This window comes from Pseudomonas sp. FG47, assembly GCF_057809115.1.
Map to the genome: position 1 here is coordinate 19,153 of NZ_JBMDJI010000030.1, position 18,575 is coordinate 37,727.

Consider the following 18,575-nt stretch of genomic DNA (forward strand, 5'->3'; position numbering starts at 1 on the left):
ACAGGAGCAAGCGTCCTTAGAAGTTGACCGAGGCCGACAGCCTGGCTGTGCGCGGGGCGCCCTGGAACAGGTAGTTGTCGCCCAGGTAGTCGCCCACGTCGCGCCAGTAGCGCTTGTCGAAGACGTTGTCCACGGTCAGGCGCAGCACGGTGTCGTAGCCGCCGATGTTCGTGCGATAGCGGCTGCCGATGTCGAATACGGTGTAGCCGCCGACTTCGACATTGCCTGCTGAGCTTGCGTACTTGCTGGCGCTGTAGCGTGCACCGCCGAGTAGGGCCAGGCCGGGGACGGGCAGGGCGTAGTCGGCCTGCAGCGCGGCGCGCAGGCGCGGCACGTTGATTGCCTGGTGGCCTTCGTAGGCGGCGGTGTCGCTGTTCTGCACCCGGGCACGGATCACTGCGGCGCTGGCCTGGATCTGCAGGTTGGAGGTCACCCAGCCGCTTGCCCCGAGTTCCAGGCCGGTGTTCTTCTGCTGGCCCGACTGTACGTAGGTCGGCGCCGGGGTTCCGTCGGGGCGGGCGTACTGGTACGCCTGGCGGATCTGGAACAAGGCCGCGCTGAAACTCATGCCCTGCCAGTCACGCTTGATGCCGACTTCGAGCTGGCGCGACAGGGTCGGGGCGAGGATTTCGAACGCGTTGCTGGCATACCAGGGGGCGGTGCCGCCCGAGGACAAGCCTTTCGCATAGCTGGCGTACAAGGTGGTGTCTGGCTGCGGCTTGTAGATCAAAGCTGCGTTGGGTAGCAGTTGGTACTGTCGGGTGTGGCGCCCGGCGACGCCATTCTGGTCCCAGGTCTTTTCATCCAGGCGCACTTCCCGGGCGCCGATCACGGTCTGCCAATTGTCATTGAAGGTGATACGGTCGCTGAAGAACAGGCCGTACTGGCGGCTGTCCAGGCGGCGCTCACTGCTGCCAATGGGCTTGTCCGACGGCTCCACGGCTGGCGCACCGGTATGGATGTTGCCTGTGCCTCGCCACTCGTTGTAGCCCGGTCGCTGGTCGAGCGTGCGGCGTTGCGCACTGGTGCCGACGGTCAGCTCATGGCTCACGCCCAAGGCATCGAAGCGCCCGTCGATCATGGCCTGGGCTTCGTCGATGCGGCGGGTATCGTCAGGGCTGCGGAAATCGTAGATGTCGTAATCGCCATTGCTGCCGAAGTAGGCCCCTTCGCTCGAACCCCAGGCGAAAGCGCTGTAGTCATCGATCACCACCTTGCTGCGCGAGGCGCTCAAGGTACCGTTCCAGTTGTCGTTGAACTGGTACTTGAAACGCCCGCCCAGGGTCAGGGAGTCGTTCTGCACGGGTTTGGCCCAGGACTGCCAGGCCAGGTGATCCTTGGGGTCGACGCCATGGGGTAGCTGGTTGCCGCCAAGCAGTTGATAGCCGGGCACCGAATACTGCTCGCGATGCTGGTACTCGGCATCCAGCTCCAGGACGGCATTTGGGTTGATCTGCCAGTCGAGCGCCACGGAGGCAAAGTCGCGCTTGCCGTCGGCATGATCGACATAGGAGCGAATGTCCTCGTGGGCCAGGTTTACCCGCAGTCCCAGCTGGCGCTCGGCACCGAACCAGCCACCCAGGTCGGTGGCCAGGTAGCGCTCGCCCTGTTCGTTGCTCGACACGCTTATGCTGCGCACATCCTCAGGGCGCTTGGTCACGTAGTTGACCAACCCGCCAGGCTCCGACACGCCGCTTTGCAGCCCGGACAAGCCCTTGAGCAGTTCCACCTGCTGCTTGTTCTCCAGCGCCACGTTCTGCTCGCCAGCGATGGTCTGGCCGTTGATCCGGTAGCTGCTGGCGGCGTTGAGCTCGAAGCCGCGAACGTTGAAGTTCTCGTAGTAGCCGACTGGCGCATAGCTTTCGCCCACCGAGGCATCGCTCTGCAGCACCTCGCTGAGCTTGCGCACCTGGCGGTCGTCTAGCAGTTGGCGGCTGAACACGCTGACCGCGGCCGGGGTGTCGAGCAGCGGCGCCGTGCGCAGGCCGCCGACCTGGGCCTCGCGTGCCTGGTAGCCGCTGTTGTCCTGCACATCGGAGATGCGCACCGGGGCCAGCGTCACGCTGTCGGCGGCCAGGCCCTGGCCACTGTGCAGGGCAAGGCCCAGGCCGAGCAGGCCAAGGGGCAGGCGAGGGCGAAGCGGGGTCATGCGGGGCTCCTTCAAAGGCGGACGCGCCGTTATCGGTCGGCAGCTGTCGGGCGGGCAAACGGGCGCCATGTTAGCAGGCCATCGGGCACTTTTTCAGGAGAAGACTGGGGCGTGGAAGCGGCGCAAGCAGGCTCCAGCGCTGCCGGAGCCGGCTTGCCGGTGAAAAGGCCAATACTGTGAAGACGAACGACTCGGGCCGCGCTTCAGGCCGCGACAGGGCGTTGGTGGCGGCGCCAGCTGTCGTCGATCTTCGACCAGGTCTTGCCGTCGGTAATGGCCAGCAGCTTGCGGCCATCCTTGAAAGTGGCGAGGAAGGTCACCTCGTCCTCCTTGCCGCCGAGCAGCAGGCCGGCGAGCAGGCCCACCGGCCCGGCCACCAGCGCGCCGGCCACCCCCCAGCCCAGGGCGCTGCCCAGGCTGCGGGTGGTTTCGAGGTTGGCCAGCTTCAGGTCCTGGATGCGCGTCAGCGAAATGCGCTCGCCGGGCGAGGGGCTGCGTGGGGTCTTGAGAGTGAGCGCTCCATTGCGATACTCGCCTTCACCTTGCAAGAAATCGCCGGATTGCACCGTGAGTCTTGTCATTGTGTCGTCCTGTCAGGAAGGGGCTTTTGACCAACGCCTACTGAGCGCCTGGTACGCTGGCAAGTCAACGGCCAGGCGACGGAGGGTCGTGTGACCCGTGGTCGCACGCGTCGGGCCAAAACGAAGGGGCGCGAATGAACACCAGGCGCAAGTCGCGTTTTCATAACTAAACTTCGATTGGTTATATAAATAAGTCAGGACCCATGACTGTAACTAATGCTTTCAGGTGTCGCGGCTGATCCATCGCAGATTGTGCAAATTAGTACGGCGCAGATTAATTTTCGAAAACGAAAAAATGACGTCAAAAAAGGCTGGACATTAAGTTTCATTTTGTGTCAGTTTTTTTGCGCCTCATAAGGGCGAGTGACAGGACGTTCTCGCGAGGTGCAAGAACGCCTGTCTGACATCAATGGCTTTTTTGTTAAACAAGGAAGTAACCTGCATGTCGAAAGTCAAAGAAAACGCTATTGCATCGGCCGTCTCCGCAGTGCAACCGAAGGGGCCAAGTTCGTCCTTCGGCCTGATCGATAGCTTTGCCCACCAGTACGATCGCGGCGGCGCCAACATCAATGGCAAGAAGTCCTTCACGGCCGACCAGGCCGCCGATCACCTCCTGCGTGATGGCGCAGCCTGGAAAGACCTGAACAAGGACGGCACCATTAGCCTCAGCTACACCTTCCTGACCAAGGCGCCTGGCGACTTCACCGCGCGCAAGCTCGGTACTTTCAGCCAGTTCAGCGACCTGCAGAAAGAGCAGGCCAAGCTCGCCATGCAGTCCTGGTCGGACGTGGCCAAGGTCACCTTCACCGAGGCCGCCTCGGGTGGCGACGGTCACATGACCTTCGGCAACTTCAGCGCCAGCAATGGCGGCGCGGCGTTCGCCTACCTGCCGTTCGATGGCCCAGGTTCGCACAAGGGCGAGTCCTGGTACCTGATCAACAGCGGCTACCAGGTCAACATCACCCCGGGCACCGGCAACTACGGCCGCCAGACCCTGACCCACGAAATCGGCCACGTGCTCGGCCTGTCCCACCCCGGCGACTACAACGCCGGCCAGGGCAACCCGACCTACCGTGACGCCGACTACGCCCAGGACACTCGCGGCTACAGCGTGATGAGCTACTGGAGCGAAAGCAACAACGGCCAGAACTTCGTCAAGGGCGGCGGGCAGTACTACGCCTCGGCCCCGCTGATGGACGACATCCTGGCGATCCAGAAGCTCTACGGCGCCAACTACGCCACCCGTGCCAGCGACACCACCTACGGCTTCAACTCCACCGCTGATCGCGACTTCTACTCGGCCACCTCGGCCTCGTCGAAGCTGGTGTTCTCGGTGTGGGACGGTGGCGGCAACGACACCTTCGACTTCTCGGGCTTCACCCAGAACCAGAAGATCAACCTCAACGAAGCGTCGTTCTCCGACGTTGGCGGCATGGTTGGTAACGTGTCCATCGCCAAGGGCGTGACCATCGAGAACGCCATCGGCGGCTCGGGTAACGACCTGCTGATCGGCAACGCGCTGGCCAACGTGCTCAAGGGGGGTGCCGGCAACGACATCATCTACGGCGGTGGCGGTGCTGACCAGCTGTGGGGCGGCACTGGCGCGGACACTTTCGTGTACGCGGCCATCAGCGACTCGACCAAGGCGGCGCCGGACCGGATCATGGACTTCACCTCGGGTGTGGACAAGATCGACCTGTCGGCCATCTCGGCCTTCGCCGTGAACAAACTGCCGCTGCAGTTCGTCAACGCCTTCACCGGCCATGCCGGCGAAGCGCTGCTGACCTACGACCAGGCCACCAACCTGGGCAGCCTGTCCATCGACTTCACCGGAAACGCCTCGGCCGATTTCCTGGTGACCACCGTTGGCCAGGCCGCTGTCACCGACATCGTGGTCTGATGTAACAGGGGGCGGCGCTTGCGCGTCGCCCTTTTGTCGGCGAGGCAGACGAATGAAAGCAACCTTGCAAACGATCGCGCTGGCCGCGATTACCCTGATGTCGATGACCGAGGTAGGTATGGCGAGCAGCCTGTTACTCCCCAACGCCGCGCAAATGGCCGGTGATTGGACGCTTCAACCCGAAGAGCAGGGGGGGCAATCCTGCAACCTGCGCCTGGGCGCCACGGAAGGCGAAATCGAAGGCGACTTGGATTGCGCCAGGGACTTGCTGGGCCTGCGCCCCGGCAGCTGGCTGGTGACGCCCGACACACTGGCCCTGGTGGGGGGCGATGGCAGCAGCGTGGTGCACTTCAACCGCGAGGGTGCCAAGCGTTACGCCTGGACCCGGCCGGATGGTACCCAACTGGTGCTCAAGCACCTGGACAAATAACCCCGGCCTGAAACTTCAAAGTTTCAGGCAAGCAAGGGCGAAACATGAAACTACCGAGCAAAAAGCCCGGGGCGCCTTTGTGGGCGGCACTCGGCGAATATAAATCGACCTTGATCAGCGTGGGCTGTTTCACGGCCTTGATCAACTTGCTCATGCTGGTGCCATCGATTTATATGCTTCAAGTGTACGACCGTGTACTGAGTTCGCAGAACACCACAACTTTGTGGATGCTGACCCTGATGGTGGTCGGCTTCTTCGTTTATATAGGCGCGCTGGAAGCGGTGCGCAGTTTCATTGTCATCCGGGTGGGCAACCAACTGGAAAAAAGTTTCAACCTCAAGGTCTATCGGGCGGCTTTCGAGCGCAACTTGCGCCAGCGTGATGGTGCCGCCGGACAGGCCCTGGGCGACCTGACCCAGCTGCGCCAGTTCATTACCGGCCCGGCGTTGTTTGCCTTCTTCGACGCGCCCTGGTTTCCCCTCTACCTGGCGGTGATCTTCGTCTTCAACGTCTGGCTCGGGGTGATGGCCACGGTCGGCGCGTTGCTGCTGATCGCCCTGGCCGTGCTCAACGAGCGCATGACCCACGCGACCCTGGCCGAGGCCAGTGGCTTCCAGCAGCAGTCGACGCAGCTTGCCGGCAGCCAGTTGCAGAGCGCCGAGAGCATCCAGGCCATGGGCATGCTCGGCGCGCTGCGCCAGCGCTGGTTCAGCCTGCACGGGCGATTCCTCGACCTGCAGAACAAGGCCAGCGACACCTCGGCGGTTATCACCGCCACCAGCAAGGGCCTGCGCCTGTGCCTGCAATCGCTGGTGCTGGGGTTGGGCGCGCTGCTGGTGATCGAAGGGCAGATGACCCCAGGCATGATGATCGCCGGGTCGATCCTCATGGGCCGGGTGCTGGCGCCGATCGACCAACTGATCGCGGTGTGGAAGCAATGGAGCGGCGCCCAGCTGGCCTATCAGCGCCTGGACAGCCTGCTGCGCGAGCACCCGGAGCCACCTGCGCCGATGCCGTTGCCGGCGCCGACCGGGCAACTGAGCGTGGAGCAGGTCAGCGCCGCCCCCCCCGGGCGTAACCAGGCCACCTTGCAGCAAGTGCACTTCGCCCTGGCGGCGGGGGAGTTGCTGGGGGTGCTGGGGGCCTCGGGATCGGGCAAGTCGACCCTGGCCAAGGTGCTGGTTGGCGTGTGGCCGACCCTTGGCGGCCATGTCCGCCTGGATGGCGCCGAGCTCAGCCAGTGGGACCGCGAGGCCCTCGGCCCGCACATTGGCTACTTGCCACAGAATATCGAATTGCTGCGCGGCAGCATCGCCGAGAACATCGCCCGCTTCGGCGAGCTGGACAGCCACAAGGTGGTCGAGGCCGCGCGCCTGGCTGGGGTCCACGAGCTGATCCTGCGTCTGCCCCAGGGCTACGACACGCGCCTGGGCGAGGAGGGCGTCGACCTGTCCGGTGGGCAGAAGCAACGCATCGCCCTGGCCCGCGCCTTGTACGGCAACCCCAGCCTGGTGGTGCTCGACGAGCCCAACTCCAACCTCGACAGCCACGGCGAATCGGCCCTTGCCAGCGCGCTGGTGCAGCTCAAGGCCCAGGGCCGTACCGTGGTGCTGGTGACCCACCGCAGCGCGGCGCTGGCCCAGGCCGACAAGTTGCTGGTGATGAACGAAGGCCGCATGCAGGGCTTCGGGCCTGCCCGCGACATTCTCCACGCCATGGGCCAGGCCCAGGCGCAACGACCGCTGCAGGCCGGAGGTGGCGCATGAGCCGACACGAACGCGATGCCCGATTCCATGTGCGCCTGGGCTGGGCGCTGACGCTGCTCGGCTTTGGTGGCTTCATGGCCTGGGCCAGCCTGGCGCCGCTCGACCAGGGGGTGCCGGTGCAAGGCACCGTGGTGGTTTCGGGCAAACGCAAGGCGGTGCAGTCGATGGCGGCGGGCGTGGTAAGCCGGATTCTGGTCAGCGAGGGCCAGGCGGTGCGCCAGGGCGAGCCGCTGTTCCGCCTTGACGGCACCCAGGCGCAGGCCGATGTCGACGCCTTGCAGGCCCAGTACCGCATGACCCGCGCCAGCCTGGCACGTTGGCAGAGCGAGCGTGACAACCTGGCCCAGGTGCAGTTTCCCGCCGAGCTGCTGGAAGACCCCGACGCCCGTCTGGCGCTGATCCTCGAAGGGCAGCGGCAGTTGTTCGACAGCCGTCGCCAGGCCCAGGCCCGCGAGCAGGGCGCGTTGGCGGCGAGCATCGATGGCTCCCAGGCCCAGTTGGGCGGCATGCGCCGCGCCCGTGGCGACTTGCAGGCCCAGGCCGACTCGCTGCGCGAGCAACTGGACAGCCTGCGCCCGCTGGCTGGCGATGGCTACATCCCGCGCAACCGCGTGCTCGAGTACCAGCGCCAGTTGTCCCAGGTGCAGCGCGACCTGGCGCAGAACGCCGGCGAAAGCGCGCGCCTGGAACAGGTGATCGTCGAGGCGCGGCTGAACCTGCAACAGCGCCGCGAGGAGTACCAGAAGGAGGTGCGCAGCCAGCTGGCCGAGGCCCAGGTCAAGGCCGCGACCCTGGAGCAGCAGCTCAACTCCGCGCACTTCGAATTGCAGCACAGCGAGATCCTGGCGCCGGCCGACGGCATCGCGGTCAACCTTGGCGTGCACACCGAAGGTGCCGTGGTGCGCGCCGGCGATACCTTGCTGGAGATCGTGCCCCAGGGCACCGCGCTGGAAGTGGAAGGGCGCCTGCCGGTGAACCTGGTGGACAAGGTGGCCTTGCAACTGCCGGTGGACATCCTGTTCACCGCCTTCAACCAGAACCGCACGCCGCGGGTCACCGGGGAGGTGGCGTTGGTTTCCGCCGACCAGTTGATCGACGAACGCAGCGGCCAGCCGTACTACGTGCTGCGCAGCACCGTCAGCGAAGAGGCGTTGGCGCGCCTGCAGGGCCTGGCGATCCGCCCGGGCATGCCGGCCGAGCTGTTCGTGCGCACCGGTGAGCGCTCGCTGCTCAACTACCTGTTCAAACCCCTGCTCGATCGCGCAGGTACCGCCTTGACCGAACAATAAGGACGCCCAGTGAAGAAGTACCCACTGATCGGGCTGCTGGTCGCCTGTGCCTGGCTGCCGGCAGCCACCCAGGCGGCCATGGGGCCATTCCAGGTCTACGAGCAGGCCCTGCGCCGCGACCCGACCTACCTCGCCGCCTTCAAGGCCCGCGAGGCGGGCCAGGAATACCGCGCCATCGGCCGCGCCGGCCTGCTGCCGAACATCTCGTACAGCTACAACAAGGGGCGCAACGACTCCGAGGTGCGCTACCTGGGGGATTCGCGGCGGCAAAAGGAAGACCGCAACTACAACAGCATGGGCTCGACCTTCATCCTCCAGCAGCCGCTGTTCGACTACGAGGCCTATTCGAGCTACCGCAAGGGCGTGGCCCAGGCGCTGTACGCCGACGAGAGCTTCCGCGACCAGAGCCAGCAACTGCTAGTGCGGGTGATGACCAGCTACACCCAGGCGTTGTTCGCCCAGGACCAGATCGCCATCAGCGTTGCCAGCAAGCAGGCCTACCGCCAGCAGTTCCAGCAGAACCAGCGGCTGTTCGACGCCGGCGAAGGCACGCGCACCGATATTCTCGAAGCCCAGGCCCGCTATGAGCTGGCCGATGCCGAAGAGATCCAGGCGCGCAACGACCAGGACGCGGCCCTGCGCGAGCTGGGCGCGCTGATCGGCGAGCCGGCGGTGCGGGTCGAGGACCTGGCGCCACTGCGCGTCGGTTTCGCCTTGCCGGTGGTCGACCCGAGCGGCTACGAGGCCTGGCAGGAGCGCGCGCTGGCCAATAACCCGCAACTGGCCTCATCGCGCCAGGCGTTGGATGTGGCGCGTTACGAAGTGGAGCGCAACCGTGCCGGACACCTGCCCAAGGTCACCGCGTTCGCCACCTCGCGGCGCCAGGAGTCGGACAGCGGCAACACTTACAACCAGCGCTACGACACCAACACCGTGGGTATCGAGGTCAGCGTGCCGATCTTCGCCGGCGGCGGGGTGATGGCCTCGACCCGCCAGGCCAGCCGGCACCTGGAACAGGCCGAGTACGAGCTGGACGGCAACACCCGCAGTGCGCTGATCGAACTGCGCAAGCAGTACAACGCCTGCCAGTCCGGCGCCAGCCGCCTGCGCGCCTATGAGCGGGCGCTGGTGGCGGCCGAGGCGCTGGTGGTGTCCACGCGCAAGAGCGTGCAAGGAGGCGAGCGGGTCAACCTCGACGTGCTCAACGCCGAGCAGCAACTGGCCACTACTCGCCGCGACCTGGCCCAGGCGCGCTACGACTACCTGCTGGCGTGGATCAAGCTGCACTACCAGGCGGGGATGCTCAGCGAAACGCAACTGGCACGGGTGGACGAGGCGTTCATCGAGGGCAAGCCAGGCTGACCAGACATGCGCAAAACCCTGTAGGAGCGGCCTTGTGCCGCGAAAGGGCTGCGAAGCAGCCCCGGATTCCTGCATCGCTACAAAGATCGTGGGGCCGCTTTGCGGCCCTTTCGCGGCACAAGGCCGCTCCTACAGGGGAGATATCCCAGTACTCAGGCGCTTTGCACGCTTGCGCTCGGCCAGTCCCCACACCACCAGGGCCAGGGCGCCAATCACCAACCCAGCCACCACGATCCCATCCCATCCATGCACCTCGAACAACTGCGTGCCCAGCAGCGACCCCAGCGCACCGCCAATGAAATAGCAGGTGATATACCCGGCATTGAGCCGTGTGCGGGCCTCGGGGCGCAGCACGATCACCGCGTTCTGGTTGCTCACGTGCACCAGTTGCACCGCCAGGTCCAGCAGCAGCACCCCTACCAGCAAGGCCAGCAGCGAGTTTTGCGCAAAGGCCAGTGGTATCCACGACAGCAGCAGGGCCAGCAGGCCAACGGTGGTGCCCAGCGGGCCCTTGCCGCGGTCGGCCAGGCGCCCGGCCCAGTTGGCCGCCAGCGCGCCGACCGCGCCTGCCAGGCCGAACAGGCCGATCACCGCGTCGGAGTAGTGGTAGGGCGCATCGCTCAGCAGGAATGCCAACGGCGTCCAGAACAAGGCGAACAGGCTGAACGCCAGCAGCCCGAGCAACGAGCGCAGGCGCAGCACCGGCTCCTCGAGGAACAGGCGAAACACCGAGCCGATCAGCGCCGGGTACTTCAGCCCGGCGTGGCTATGGTGCTGTGGCAGGCTGCGGTACAGGGCCAAGGCGCTGAGCGCCATCAGCAGCGCCGCCAGCACATAGATGCTGCGCCAGCCGCCCAGCTCGGCCATGAAGCCTGCGGCGGTGCGCGCCAGCAGGATGCCCAGCAACAGGCCGCTCATCAGCGTGCCCACGGCGCGGCCGCGTTGATCCGGAGCACTGAGCGCGGCGGCCATGGGCACCAGCACCTGGGCCACCACCGAGAACAGTCCGGTCAGCGCCGTGCCGAACAACAGCCACGGCAGACTCGGCGCGCAAGCGCTGATCACCAGGCCGGCGGTGGCGATCAGAACCATGCTCACGATCAGCCGGCGCTGCTCGAACAGATCGCCCAGCGGCGCCAGCAACAGCAGCCCGGCGCCGTAGCTGAGCTGGGCGGCGATGACGATGGTGCCGGCGCTGGCGGTGCTCAGGCCGAACTGCTCGGCGATGCTGTGCAACAGCGGCTGGGCGTAGTAGTTGCTGGCCACGGCCAGGCCGGTGGCGGTGGCCATCAGCAGGATCAGGGCGCGACTCAGAGTCGGGGAGTTCATGGGCAGTCTCGGTGCAGGCAAGGTTGAATGGCGGCAAGTATCAGGAAGTGCCCGGCAGGATGCCAATTTATGGTTATCAACTTAACCGTGTTGACAGCAGCACGGGGCAAGCCCGCTCCCACGCGTGACTGCGCATGGGAGCGGGCTTGCCCCGCGATAGGGGGTTCGTTCAGGCCGCGAAACCACCATCGGCCAGCAGGCTCGCCCCGGTAATGTAGCCGGCCTCAGGCCCCGCCAGGTAGGCGACGAAGCTGGCGATCTCGTCCGCCTGCCCATAGCGGCCGATGGCCATCAGCGGGATCAGGCTCTCGGCGAACTCGCCACTGGCCGGGTTCATGTCGGTGTCCACCGGTCCAGGCTGCACATTGTTGACGGTGATTCCCCGCGGCCCGAGGTCACGGGCCAGGCCCTTGGTCAGGCCGACCAGCGCCGACTTGCTCATGGCATAGGGCGCGCCACCGGCGAACGGCATGCGCTCGGCGTTGGTGCTGCCGATGTTGATGACCCGTCCACCCTGGCCCATGTACTTCACCGCCGCCTGGGTGGCCACGAACACGCTGCGCACATTGACCGCCAGCAGCCGGTCGAAGTCGGCCAGGTCGAACTCGGCGACTGGCGCCACCGCCAGCACGCCAGCGTTATTGACCAGGATATCCAGGCCGCCGAAGGCCTTCGCGGTGTCGGCCACGGCCTGCTGCACGGCCTGGGTGTCGGCGCTGTCGGCTCGCAGGGCCAGGGCTTGGCCGCCGCCGCTGTTGATCTCGTCTGCCAAGGCCTCGGCGCTGGCGCTCGAACTGACATAGGTGAAGGCGACCTTGGCGCCGTCGCGGGCCAGGCGGCGGACGATGGCCGCGCCGATACCACGGGAACCGCCCTGGACCAGGGCCACCTTACCGCTGAGAGGAAGTGCTTGGGACATGCTGATCTCCTGCGTTCAAGCAAGGCCGGATGCCTTGGATGGACACAGTATCGAACGTGGATTGCATGCTGATAAGATTGTAATCGCTATCTACAGAGTAAACCTTTGGTTGGCAATGAAGAATATGGAATCGTTCAGTAGCCTGGAATGCTTCGTGCGCAGTGCCGAGGTCGGCAGTTTCGCCGAGGCGGCCCGGCGTCTGTCTTTGACCCCTGCGGCGGTGGGCAAGAACGTCGCTCAACTGGAGGCGCGCCTGGGGGTGCGGTTGTTCCAGCGCAGCACGCGCAAGCTCACTTTGACCGAGGCCGGGCAGCGCTTCCTGGGCGAGGTTGGTGACAGCCTGCGTACCATCCAATATGCCATGGCCAACCTTGCCAGTGCCGAGGGGCAACCGGCAGGGCTGCTGCGGGTGAGCATGGGCACGGTGTTCGGGCGTTTGTACGTGGTGCCGCTGTTGGGCGAGTTTCTGCGCCGCTACCCGGCGATCTCGGCGGACTGGCATTTCGACAACCGCCAGGTCGACCTGATCGGCCAGGGTTTCGACGCCGCCCTTGGCGGTGGTTTCGAGCTGCCGCCCGGGGTGGTGGCACGCAAGCTGACGCCCGCGCACCGAGTACTGGTGGCCTCGCCGGGCTTTCTACGGCAGCACGGGCCGATCGATCGGCCGGAACAGTTGCAGGCTTGCGCCGGCATCCTCATCCGCTCGCCGCAGACTGGCAGGGTGCGCAGTTGGCCGCTGACCAGCCGCTGGCAGGAGCAACAACCCTTGCGGCTGCCCCAGCACATGACCATGAGCGATTCGGATGCGGCCTGCGCGGTGGCTGAGCAGGACCTGGGCATCGCCCTGGTCAGCCTGCCGTTCGCCTTGCCTTACCTGACCTCAGGCCGCCTGTGCCGGGTGCTGGCGGACTGGTACGTCGACGATGGGCACATCAGCCTGTACTACGCCGAGCGCAAGCTGTTGCCGGGCAAGACCCGCGCCTTCATCGATTTCGTGGTGGAGCGGTTTGCCGAGCAGGGGCTGGCAAAGCGCTTCGACGCCTTGCAGCGATAACGCCCGATCAGACGATATCGATGATGAACTGCACCTGCGCCACCCCAGCCAGCACCAGGCGTACTTCGTCATCCACGCGCTTGCCAAGCAGTTGCTGGCCGAGCGGTGCGCGAGGCGTGATTACCGTCACCAGCGCATCTCCCTCGCCAATCTTCAAGCCGGCGCCCTCGGGACCGAGGAACAGCCTGCGCCGTAGGCCCTGTTCATCCTCCAGGGTCACCAGGCAGCCGACCTGGATCCCCCGGGCCGGGTCATACTCGCGCGGCACCAGTTGCTGGTAGGTCTGCAGCGCCTGGCGGATCTCAGCGGTGCGCCGAGCCTGTCCGGTGGCCAGGTAAGAAGCCTCGAGCCCCAGGGTGTCGTACTTGTTCTCGGCGATGTTCTCTTCGGCGGTGGCGGCCTCGTAGGCGGTCTGGGCGGCGCGGCGCAGCACCTCCATGTCGTGCTCGAGGGTGGTGACGATGCGCTGCAGCAGGGTGGCCTTGTCCATGGTCAGTAGCAGAACTCCAGCACGTTGGCCTGGCTCTTGTCGGTCGGCGCGGTGCGATTCTGCTGCAGCCAGAACTGGCATTTGGGGCTGTTCAGGTTGCGCGGGTTGCCCTGGGCGGCCTCGGCGGCCTGCTGCAATTCCTGCTTGTGCAGGATGTCTTTGTAATGTTCGAACATCTGTGCCTGGGCATCGGCCGGTGGCGCTGGAGGAGCGGTTGGCGCAGACCGGACCTGCGCGGGAGCGGTGGCCTCGACCAGCGGTTGCACCTGCTGTGGCCACAGGTGCAGGGCCAGCCACAGGCTCACGGCGATCGCCAATGCGCCGAGCCACAGGCCGAGGGCGACGCAAAGCACCAGTTGCACCGGTTTCAGGGTGATCTTCAATTCGCGGGGGCGGGGCATGGTGGCCTCCTGGCAGGCGGGGCGAGGGTGCCATTCTCGCATGCCGCGGCAGGTATTTTCAGCGCCGCGCTTTTGTTGGCCGGCATTTTTCAGCAAAATCCGCGGTCTTTTTTCCGCAGGTTACGGAACGTGGCGATGAAAACCACCTGGGACATCTTCTGCACGGTTGTCGACAATTATGGCGATATCGGCGTCACCTGGCGCCTGGCGCGCCAGCTGGCGAGCGAGCATGACCTGGCCGTGCGCCTGTGGGTGGATGACCTGCAAGCCTTCGTGCGCCTGTGCCCAGAGGCCGACCGCCAAGCCGAGCAGCAGTGGCGGCAGGGGGTCGAGGTACGCCACTGGCCGGCCACGTGGCAAGGCGCGGAGCCGGCGCAGGTGGTGGTGGGCGCCTTCGCCTGCCAGCTACCACAGGCCTATGTCGAGTCCATGGGCAAGCAGGCCACGCCGCCCTTGTGGCTGAACCTTGACTACCTCAGCGCCGAAGACTGGGTGGATGGCTGCCATGGCTTGCCGTCACCCCAGGCCAATGGGTTGCGCAAGTTCTTTTTCTTCCCGGGTTTCACCGACAAGACCGGTGGCCTGCTGCGCGAAGCTGCCTTGCTGCCCCGTTGCCAGGCGTTCCGCCAGGCGCCGGACGAGCGGGCGAGGTTCCTGGCAGGGCTGGGCGTCCGCCCCGAGGCCGGGGCGCGGCTGATCTCGTTGTTCGCCTACGAGAACCCGCAGTTGGGCAACTGGCTCGACGTACTGGCCGAAGGCGCGCAGCCCAGCCACCTGCTGGTACCTCAGGGGCGCATCCTGGGCGATCTCGGCCACTGGCTGGGCGAGGCGGACTTGGCCGTGGGGGCGCTGCATCGGCGCGGTGCCTTGACGGTCCAGGTGTTGCCTTTCGTCAGCCAGGACGACTACGACCGGTTGCTGTGGAGCTGCGATTTCAACGCCGTGCGCGGCGAGGACTCGTTCGTGCGGGCGCAATGGGCTGGCGTGCCGATGCTGTGGCACATCTACATCCAGGAAGAGAACGCCCACTGGGAAAAGCTCGAAGCATTCCTCGCCCTCTATTGCCATGGGCTGTCGGCCGCCGCCGGGCAGGCGCTGAGCGAACTGTGGCGGGCCTGGAACATGGATCGCCCGATGGGCCAGGCCTGGCAGGCACTGCAGCCGTTCTGGGAGGAAGTGCGCGAACATGCCCGGCAGTGGCAGGCCGCGCAGGCCGCTCGGCCGGACCTTGCCACGAGGCTGGTACAGTTTTACCGAAATTCGCTATGATACGCGGCCTCGATTTTTATAAATCCATCCAGATTCGGATACTTCGTAATGAAAACTGGTAAAGAACTGAAACCCGGTACCGTACTGCGGATCGACAACGACCCGTGGCTGGTTCAGAAAGCTGAGTTCACCAAGTCGGGCCGTAACAGCGCGATCATGAAGACCAAGCTGAAGAACCTGCTGACCGGCTACAAGACCGAAACCGTATACGGCGCGGACGACAAGCTGGACGACGTGATCCTGGATCGCAAAGAAGCGACCCTGTCGTTCATCAGCGGTGACTCGTACACCTTCATGGACACCACCGACTACACCATGTACGAACTGAACGCCGAAGACATCGACGCCGTTCTGCCGTACATCGAAGAAGGCATGGAAGACATCTGCGAAGCGGTGTTCTTCGAAGGCCGCCTGGTATCGGTAGAACTGCCGACCACCATCAGCCGTCAGGTTGTCTACACCGAGAACGCTGCTCGCGGCGACACCTCGGGCAAGGTCATGAAGCCTGCCAAGCTGAAGAACGGTACCGAGATCTCGGTTGCCGACTTCATCCAGATCGACGAGTGGATCGACATCGACACTCGCGACAACAGCTTCAAGGGCCGTTCCAAGAAGTAATCCTTCTTGCGACGCGCACGAAAAACCCGGCCTTGGCCGGGTTTTTTTGTGCCTGTGAACTCGCGTTGACTCGTTCCCTTGTAGGAGCGGCACAAGGCCGCTCCTACAGGGGGCAGGTTGCCTGAGTGTCAGACCGTCACATGCAAGCGCACATCCACATTGCCGCGGGTGGCATTGGAGTAAGGGCAGACCTTGTGCGCCTTCTCCACCAGCCCTTCGGCGTCGGCCTGGGCCAGGCCCGGCAGGTTGATGTGCAGGTCGATGTCCAGGCCGAAACCGCCAGGGATCTGGCCGATACCGACCTTGGCGGTGATCGAGGCATCGGCGGGCAGGGCTTTTTTCTCTTGCCCGGCAACGAACTTCAGTGCGCCGATGAAGCAGGCCGAGTAACCGGCGGCGAACATCTGCTCGGGGTTGGTGCCCTCGCCACCAGCGCCGCCCAGTTCCTTGGGGGTGCTCAGCTTGACGTCCAGCTTGCCGTCGCTGGAGCGGGATTTGCCGTCGCGACCGCCGGTGGAGGTGGCTTCTGCGATGTACAGCGGAGTGACCTTTTGCATCTTGAGCCTCGCTTGTGTTGCGCGCCGTCGGCGCTGAGTGGGTATGGATTTAAATTAACGCGCAATTATTTAGTGCGCAAGTTAAATGTTCGACCATTCATCGAACAGCCCGCTCACAGCATAGCCGTCAGAGGTGATCTTGCAGTTGCGCGCGCAGTGCCAGCAGGTCGGCTTGCAGTTTTTGCAGTTGTTCGGCGCTGTGGCCGCTGGCCTGGAGGATGCATTGAGGCACGCGGCGGGCCTCGTTTTGCAAGGCGCGGCCCTTGTCGGTCAGTTGCACCAGCACCACGCGCTCGTCCTCGCGGCTGCGGCTGCGCTTGAGTAGGCCTTCGCTTTCCAGGCGCTTGAGCAAGGGGGTCAGCGAGCCGGGGTCGGTGAGCAGGCGCTGGCTGATCTCGCCCACGGTCATGCCGTCTCGTTCCCACAGCACGAGCATGGCCAGGTATTGCGGATAGGTCAGGCCCAGGGCCTGCAGCAGCGGCTTGTAGACCTTGGTCATCAGCAACGAGGTGGAGTGCAGGGCGAAGCACACCTGGTTGTCCAGCAATAGCTCGTTGCAGGGAGCTTGGGTGTCGGCGTTCATGCAGGTCCTTGGTATCGATGAGGATGGAAATCTAGCACGCCAAAGCTTGGTGCGCTCACTACCAGCGCAGCTCGCTTCTCAGGGCCAGGTCCCACGGTGGTAGCGGACTGAATCGGCTCTTGAGGAATTCGAGCAGCAAACGGCTACGAGAGTTCGTTTCGTGTTCCAGGCGCAGGGCATAAATGCCGCTGGTTTCGGGTTCGGGCAGGCCGCCTTGGCAAAACAGCGGGAGCAATTCGCCACGCAGCAGGTAGTCGCTGATCAACCAGGTGGGCAGGTGGGCCACGCCCAACCCTGCGAGGGCACCGAACAGCAGGGTCTCGGCGTTGTTGGCGGCCATGCGCATGCGGGCGGGGCGGTATAGCCGGGTCTGGCCGTCGACGTTGAAGCGCCAGGCGAACGGCGGCGCCAGGCCATCCCAGTCCAGACCATCGTGGCCGGGCAACTCGCTGGGGCAGGCCGGCACCCCGCGGCTAGCCAGGTAGGCAGGGCTGGCGCAGGCGATGCGCACCATGTAGGCCAGGGGCGTGGCCACCAGGCGGGTGTCGGCCAGGGGGCCGGCGCGCAGCACCAGGTCGACTTCGCCCAGGTGGCTGCCGTGCAGGTCGACGAAGCTGTCGATCAGGCGCAGTTGCACGTCGAGCCCGGGGTAGGCCACCAGGAAGTCGGCAATGGCCGGCGCCAGGTGGCGCCGGCCAAAGGCGGCGGGGGCGTCGATGCGAATCAGCCCTTCGGGGGCATTGCTCAGCGACACCGCCTCGGCCCGCGCCAGGCGTAGCTCTTCGATGATACGCCGGGCCCGCTCGGCGAACGCGTTGCCCGCCGGAGTTGGCCGCACGGCATGGGTGCTGCGCGAGAACAGGCGGCTGCCCACGGCGCTTTCCAGGCTGTCGATGCGTCGGGCCACGGCGGATGGGGTCAGCGGGTGGCGACGGGCGGCGGCGGAGAAACTGCCGGTTTCCAGCACGTCGAGAAACAGGCTCAGTTGTTCGGTAAGGATATTGGGGGTCATAGGGGTGCTTATGCAGATTACGCACAGCCATTGTGCGCTGCTGTGCGTTTCCCCGCTAGCCGCGACTGGGTAGCATGCCGCTCATTCTCTGAAAACAGGCGGATGAGGCCCGGATGATCGAGTGGTTGATGTATATCGTGTTGGGCGCGGCACTGGGCACCCTGGGTGGCCTGTTCGGTATTGGCGGCGGGTTGATCGCGATTCCGGCGCTGGGGGTGTTGTTCGGTCTTGACCAGCAGTTGGCCCAGGGCACGGCGCTGGTGATGGTGGTGCCCAACGTGCTGTTGGCGTTGTGGCGCTATCACCAGCGCAACCGCATCGAGCTGCGCCATGCCGTGCCGTTGTCGTTGTGCAGTTTCGTGTTCGCCTGGCTGGGGGCGATCTGGGCTGTCGGGATCGATGCCCAGTCGATGCGCCTGTATTTCGTCGGTTTTCTGGTGGTCCTGGCGGTGTGGAACGTGGCGCGGATGTTCCTGCCAGTGAGGCCGCCGAGCAACCAGCTGCGCTATCCGTGGCCATGGCTGGGCGTGTTGGGCAGCTTTGCCGGGACCATGGGCGGGCTGTTCGGCGTGGGCGGGGCGGTGGTGGCGACGCCGATTCTCACCTCGGTGTTCGGCACCACCCAGGTGGTGGCTCAGGGCCTGTCACTGGCGCTGGCGGCGCCGAGCACCCTGGTGACGCTGCTGACCTATGGACTGCACCAGAGTGTTGTCTGGAGCGTCGGCATCCCCTTGGCGATCGGCGGGTTGCTCAGTATCAGCTGGGGCGTGAAGCTGGCCCATGCGTTGCCGGAGAAGGTGCTACGGGCGATGTTCTGCGGCTTCCTGGTGGTGTGCGCGGTGATGCTCGGGTTCGAGCTGTAGTAT

At 65.2% G+C, this 18,575-nt stretch carries 19 protein-coding genes; 9 read left to right on the forward strand and 10 right to left on the reverse strand.

Features of this window, described 5'->3' with window-relative positions; all coding sequences use genetic code 11:
* Positions 1-16 precede the first annotated feature (16 nt).
* Together ACODS5_RS19195 and ACODS5_RS19200 are read right to left on the reverse strand one after the other, a co-directional pair.
* The gene (locus tag ACODS5_RS19195; RefSeq protein WP_489109406.1) at positions 17-2,149 is read right to left on the reverse strand and encodes a TonB-dependent siderophore receptor; all 2,133 of its coding nucleotides are present in this window, start codon (positions 2,147-2,149) and stop codon (positions 17-19) included.
* Positions 2,150-2,352: 203 nt separating this feature from the next.
* Complete coding sequence (locus ACODS5_RS19200; RefSeq protein WP_134693745.1) at positions 2,353-2,730, reverse strand: hypothetical protein; 378 nt, start codon at positions 2,728-2,730, stop codon at positions 2,353-2,355.
* 442 nt (positions 2,731-3,172) lie between these two features.
* Between ACODS5_RS19200 and ACODS5_RS19205 the strand changes: the two genes are divergently transcribed.
* Together ACODS5_RS19205 and ACODS5_RS19210 are read left to right on the forward strand one after the other, a co-directional pair.
* Positions 3,173-4,630, forward strand: a complete 1,458-nt coding sequence (locus ACODS5_RS19205; protein WP_134693746.1) for a serralysin family metalloprotease — start codon at positions 3,173-3,175, stop codon at positions 4,628-4,630.
* Positions 4,631-4,694: 64 nt separating this feature from the next.
* Positions 4,695-5,060: an AprI/Inh family metalloprotease inhibitor gene (locus ACODS5_RS19210; protein ID WP_256660324.1), complete on the forward strand. Its 366-nt coding sequence runs from the start codon at positions 4,695-4,697 to the stop codon at positions 5,058-5,060.
* Here the strand turns inward: ACODS5_RS19210 and ACODS5_RS19215 are convergent.
* Positions 5,041-5,214 (reverse strand): hypothetical protein, encoded by a 174-nt coding sequence (locus tag ACODS5_RS19215; RefSeq protein ID WP_256660326.1) that lies wholly within the window; start codon positions 5,212-5,214, stop codon positions 5,041-5,043. The genes ACODS5_RS19210 and ACODS5_RS19215 overlap by 20 nt on opposite strands.
* On the opposite strand from ACODS5_RS19215, the gene ACODS5_RS19220 reads away from it, so the two are divergent.
* Genes ACODS5_RS19220 through ACODS5_RS19230 form a run of 3 tightly spaced genes read left to right on the forward strand, consistent with a single transcriptional unit; the run spans position 5,180 to position 9,477 of the window.
* Complete coding sequence (locus ACODS5_RS19220) at positions 5,180-6,826, forward strand: type I secretion system permease/ATPase (RefSeq protein ID WP_489109418.1); 1,647 nt, start codon at positions 5,180-5,182, stop codon at positions 6,824-6,826. The two genes, ACODS5_RS19215 and ACODS5_RS19220, sit on opposite strands and share 35 nt — an antisense overlap.
* Positions 6,823-8,115 carry an HlyD family type I secretion periplasmic adaptor subunit gene (locus ACODS5_RS19225; protein WP_134693067.1) on the forward strand — a complete coding sequence of 431 codons (1,293 nt, stop codon included), beginning with the start codon at positions 6,823-6,825 and terminating at the stop codon, positions 8,113-8,115. Before ACODS5_RS19220 ends, ACODS5_RS19225 begins: the two co-directional genes overlap by 4 nt.
* Positions 8,116-8,124: 9 nt before the next feature.
* Positions 8,125-9,477: a TolC family outer membrane protein gene (locus ACODS5_RS19230; RefSeq protein ID WP_489109407.1), complete on the forward strand. Its 1,353-nt coding sequence runs from the start codon at positions 8,125-8,127 to the stop codon at positions 9,475-9,477.
* A 129-nt stretch (positions 9,478-9,606) separates the two neighbouring features.
* On the opposite strand, the gene ACODS5_RS19235 is transcribed toward ACODS5_RS19230, so the two are convergent.
* Positions 9,607-10,806, reverse strand: coding sequence for an MFS transporter (locus tag ACODS5_RS19235; RefSeq protein WP_489109408.1), 1,200 nt, complete (start codon positions 10,804-10,806; stop codon positions 9,607-9,609).
* A 169-nt stretch (positions 10,807-10,975) separates the two neighbouring features.
* Positions 10,976-11,725: a 3-oxoacyl-ACP reductase family protein gene (locus ACODS5_RS19240; RefSeq protein WP_134693070.1), complete on the reverse strand. Its 750-nt coding sequence runs from the start codon at positions 11,723-11,725 to the stop codon at positions 10,976-10,978.
* Between the two features lie 124 nt (positions 11,726-11,849).
* Between ACODS5_RS19240 and ACODS5_RS19245 the strand changes: the two genes are divergently transcribed.
* The gene (locus ACODS5_RS19245; protein WP_489109409.1) at positions 11,850-12,779 is read left to right on the forward strand and encodes a LysR family transcriptional regulator; all 930 of its coding nucleotides are present in this window, start codon (positions 11,850-11,852) and stop codon (positions 12,777-12,779) included.
* Positions 12,780-12,786: 7 nt separating this feature from the next.
* Here ACODS5_RS19245 and ACODS5_RS19250 read toward each other — a convergent pair whose 3' ends face one another.
* Positions 12,787-13,269: a GreA/GreB family elongation factor gene (locus tag ACODS5_RS19250; protein WP_134693072.1), complete on the reverse strand. Its 483-nt coding sequence runs from the start codon at positions 13,267-13,269 to the stop codon at positions 12,787-12,789.
* A gap of 2 nt (positions 13,270-13,271) precedes the next feature.
* Positions 13,272-13,670 carry a hypothetical protein gene (locus ACODS5_RS19255; protein ID WP_489109410.1) on the reverse strand — a complete coding sequence of 133 codons (399 nt, stop codon included), beginning with the start codon at positions 13,668-13,670 and terminating at the stop codon, positions 13,272-13,274.
* Between the two features lie 135 nt (positions 13,671-13,805).
* On the opposite strand from ACODS5_RS19255, the gene earP reads away from it, so the two are divergent.
* Complete coding sequence (gene earP, locus ACODS5_RS19260) at positions 13,806-14,939, forward strand: elongation factor P maturation arginine rhamnosyltransferase EarP (protein ID WP_489109411.1); 1,134 nt, start codon at positions 13,806-13,808, stop codon at positions 14,937-14,939.
* A 48-nt stretch (positions 14,940-14,987) separates the two neighbouring features.
* Positions 14,988-15,557 (forward strand): elongation factor P, encoded by a 570-nt coding sequence (efp, locus tag ACODS5_RS19265; RefSeq protein WP_060483780.1) that lies wholly within the window; start codon positions 14,988-14,990, stop codon positions 15,555-15,557.
* Positions 15,558-15,685: 128 nt separating this feature from the next.
* On the opposite strand, the gene ACODS5_RS19270 is transcribed toward efp, so the two are convergent.
* The 3 genes from ACODS5_RS19270 to ACODS5_RS19280 form a co-directional block, all read right to left on the reverse strand.
* Positions 15,686-16,114 carry an organic hydroperoxide resistance protein gene (locus ACODS5_RS19270; RefSeq protein WP_134693075.1) on the reverse strand — a complete coding sequence of 143 codons (429 nt, stop codon included), beginning with the start codon at positions 16,112-16,114 and terminating at the stop codon, positions 15,686-15,688.
* Positions 16,115-16,241: 127 nt separating this feature from the next.
* Positions 16,242-16,697: a MarR family winged helix-turn-helix transcriptional regulator gene (locus tag ACODS5_RS19275; protein ID WP_134693076.1), complete on the reverse strand. Its 456-nt coding sequence runs from the start codon at positions 16,695-16,697 to the stop codon at positions 16,242-16,244.
* Between the two features lie 58 nt (positions 16,698-16,755).
* Positions 16,756-17,709, reverse strand: a complete 954-nt coding sequence (locus ACODS5_RS19280) for a LysR family transcriptional regulator (RefSeq protein ID WP_134693077.1) — start codon at positions 17,707-17,709, stop codon at positions 16,756-16,758.
* A 113-nt stretch (positions 17,710-17,822) separates the two neighbouring features.
* Between ACODS5_RS19280 and ACODS5_RS19285 the strand changes: the two genes are divergently transcribed.
* The gene (locus tag ACODS5_RS19285) at positions 17,823-18,572 is read left to right on the forward strand and encodes a sulfite exporter TauE/SafE family protein (protein ID WP_134693078.1); all 750 of its coding nucleotides are present in this window, start codon (positions 17,823-17,825) and stop codon (positions 18,570-18,572) included.
* Positions 18,573-18,575: the final 3 nt, after the last annotated feature.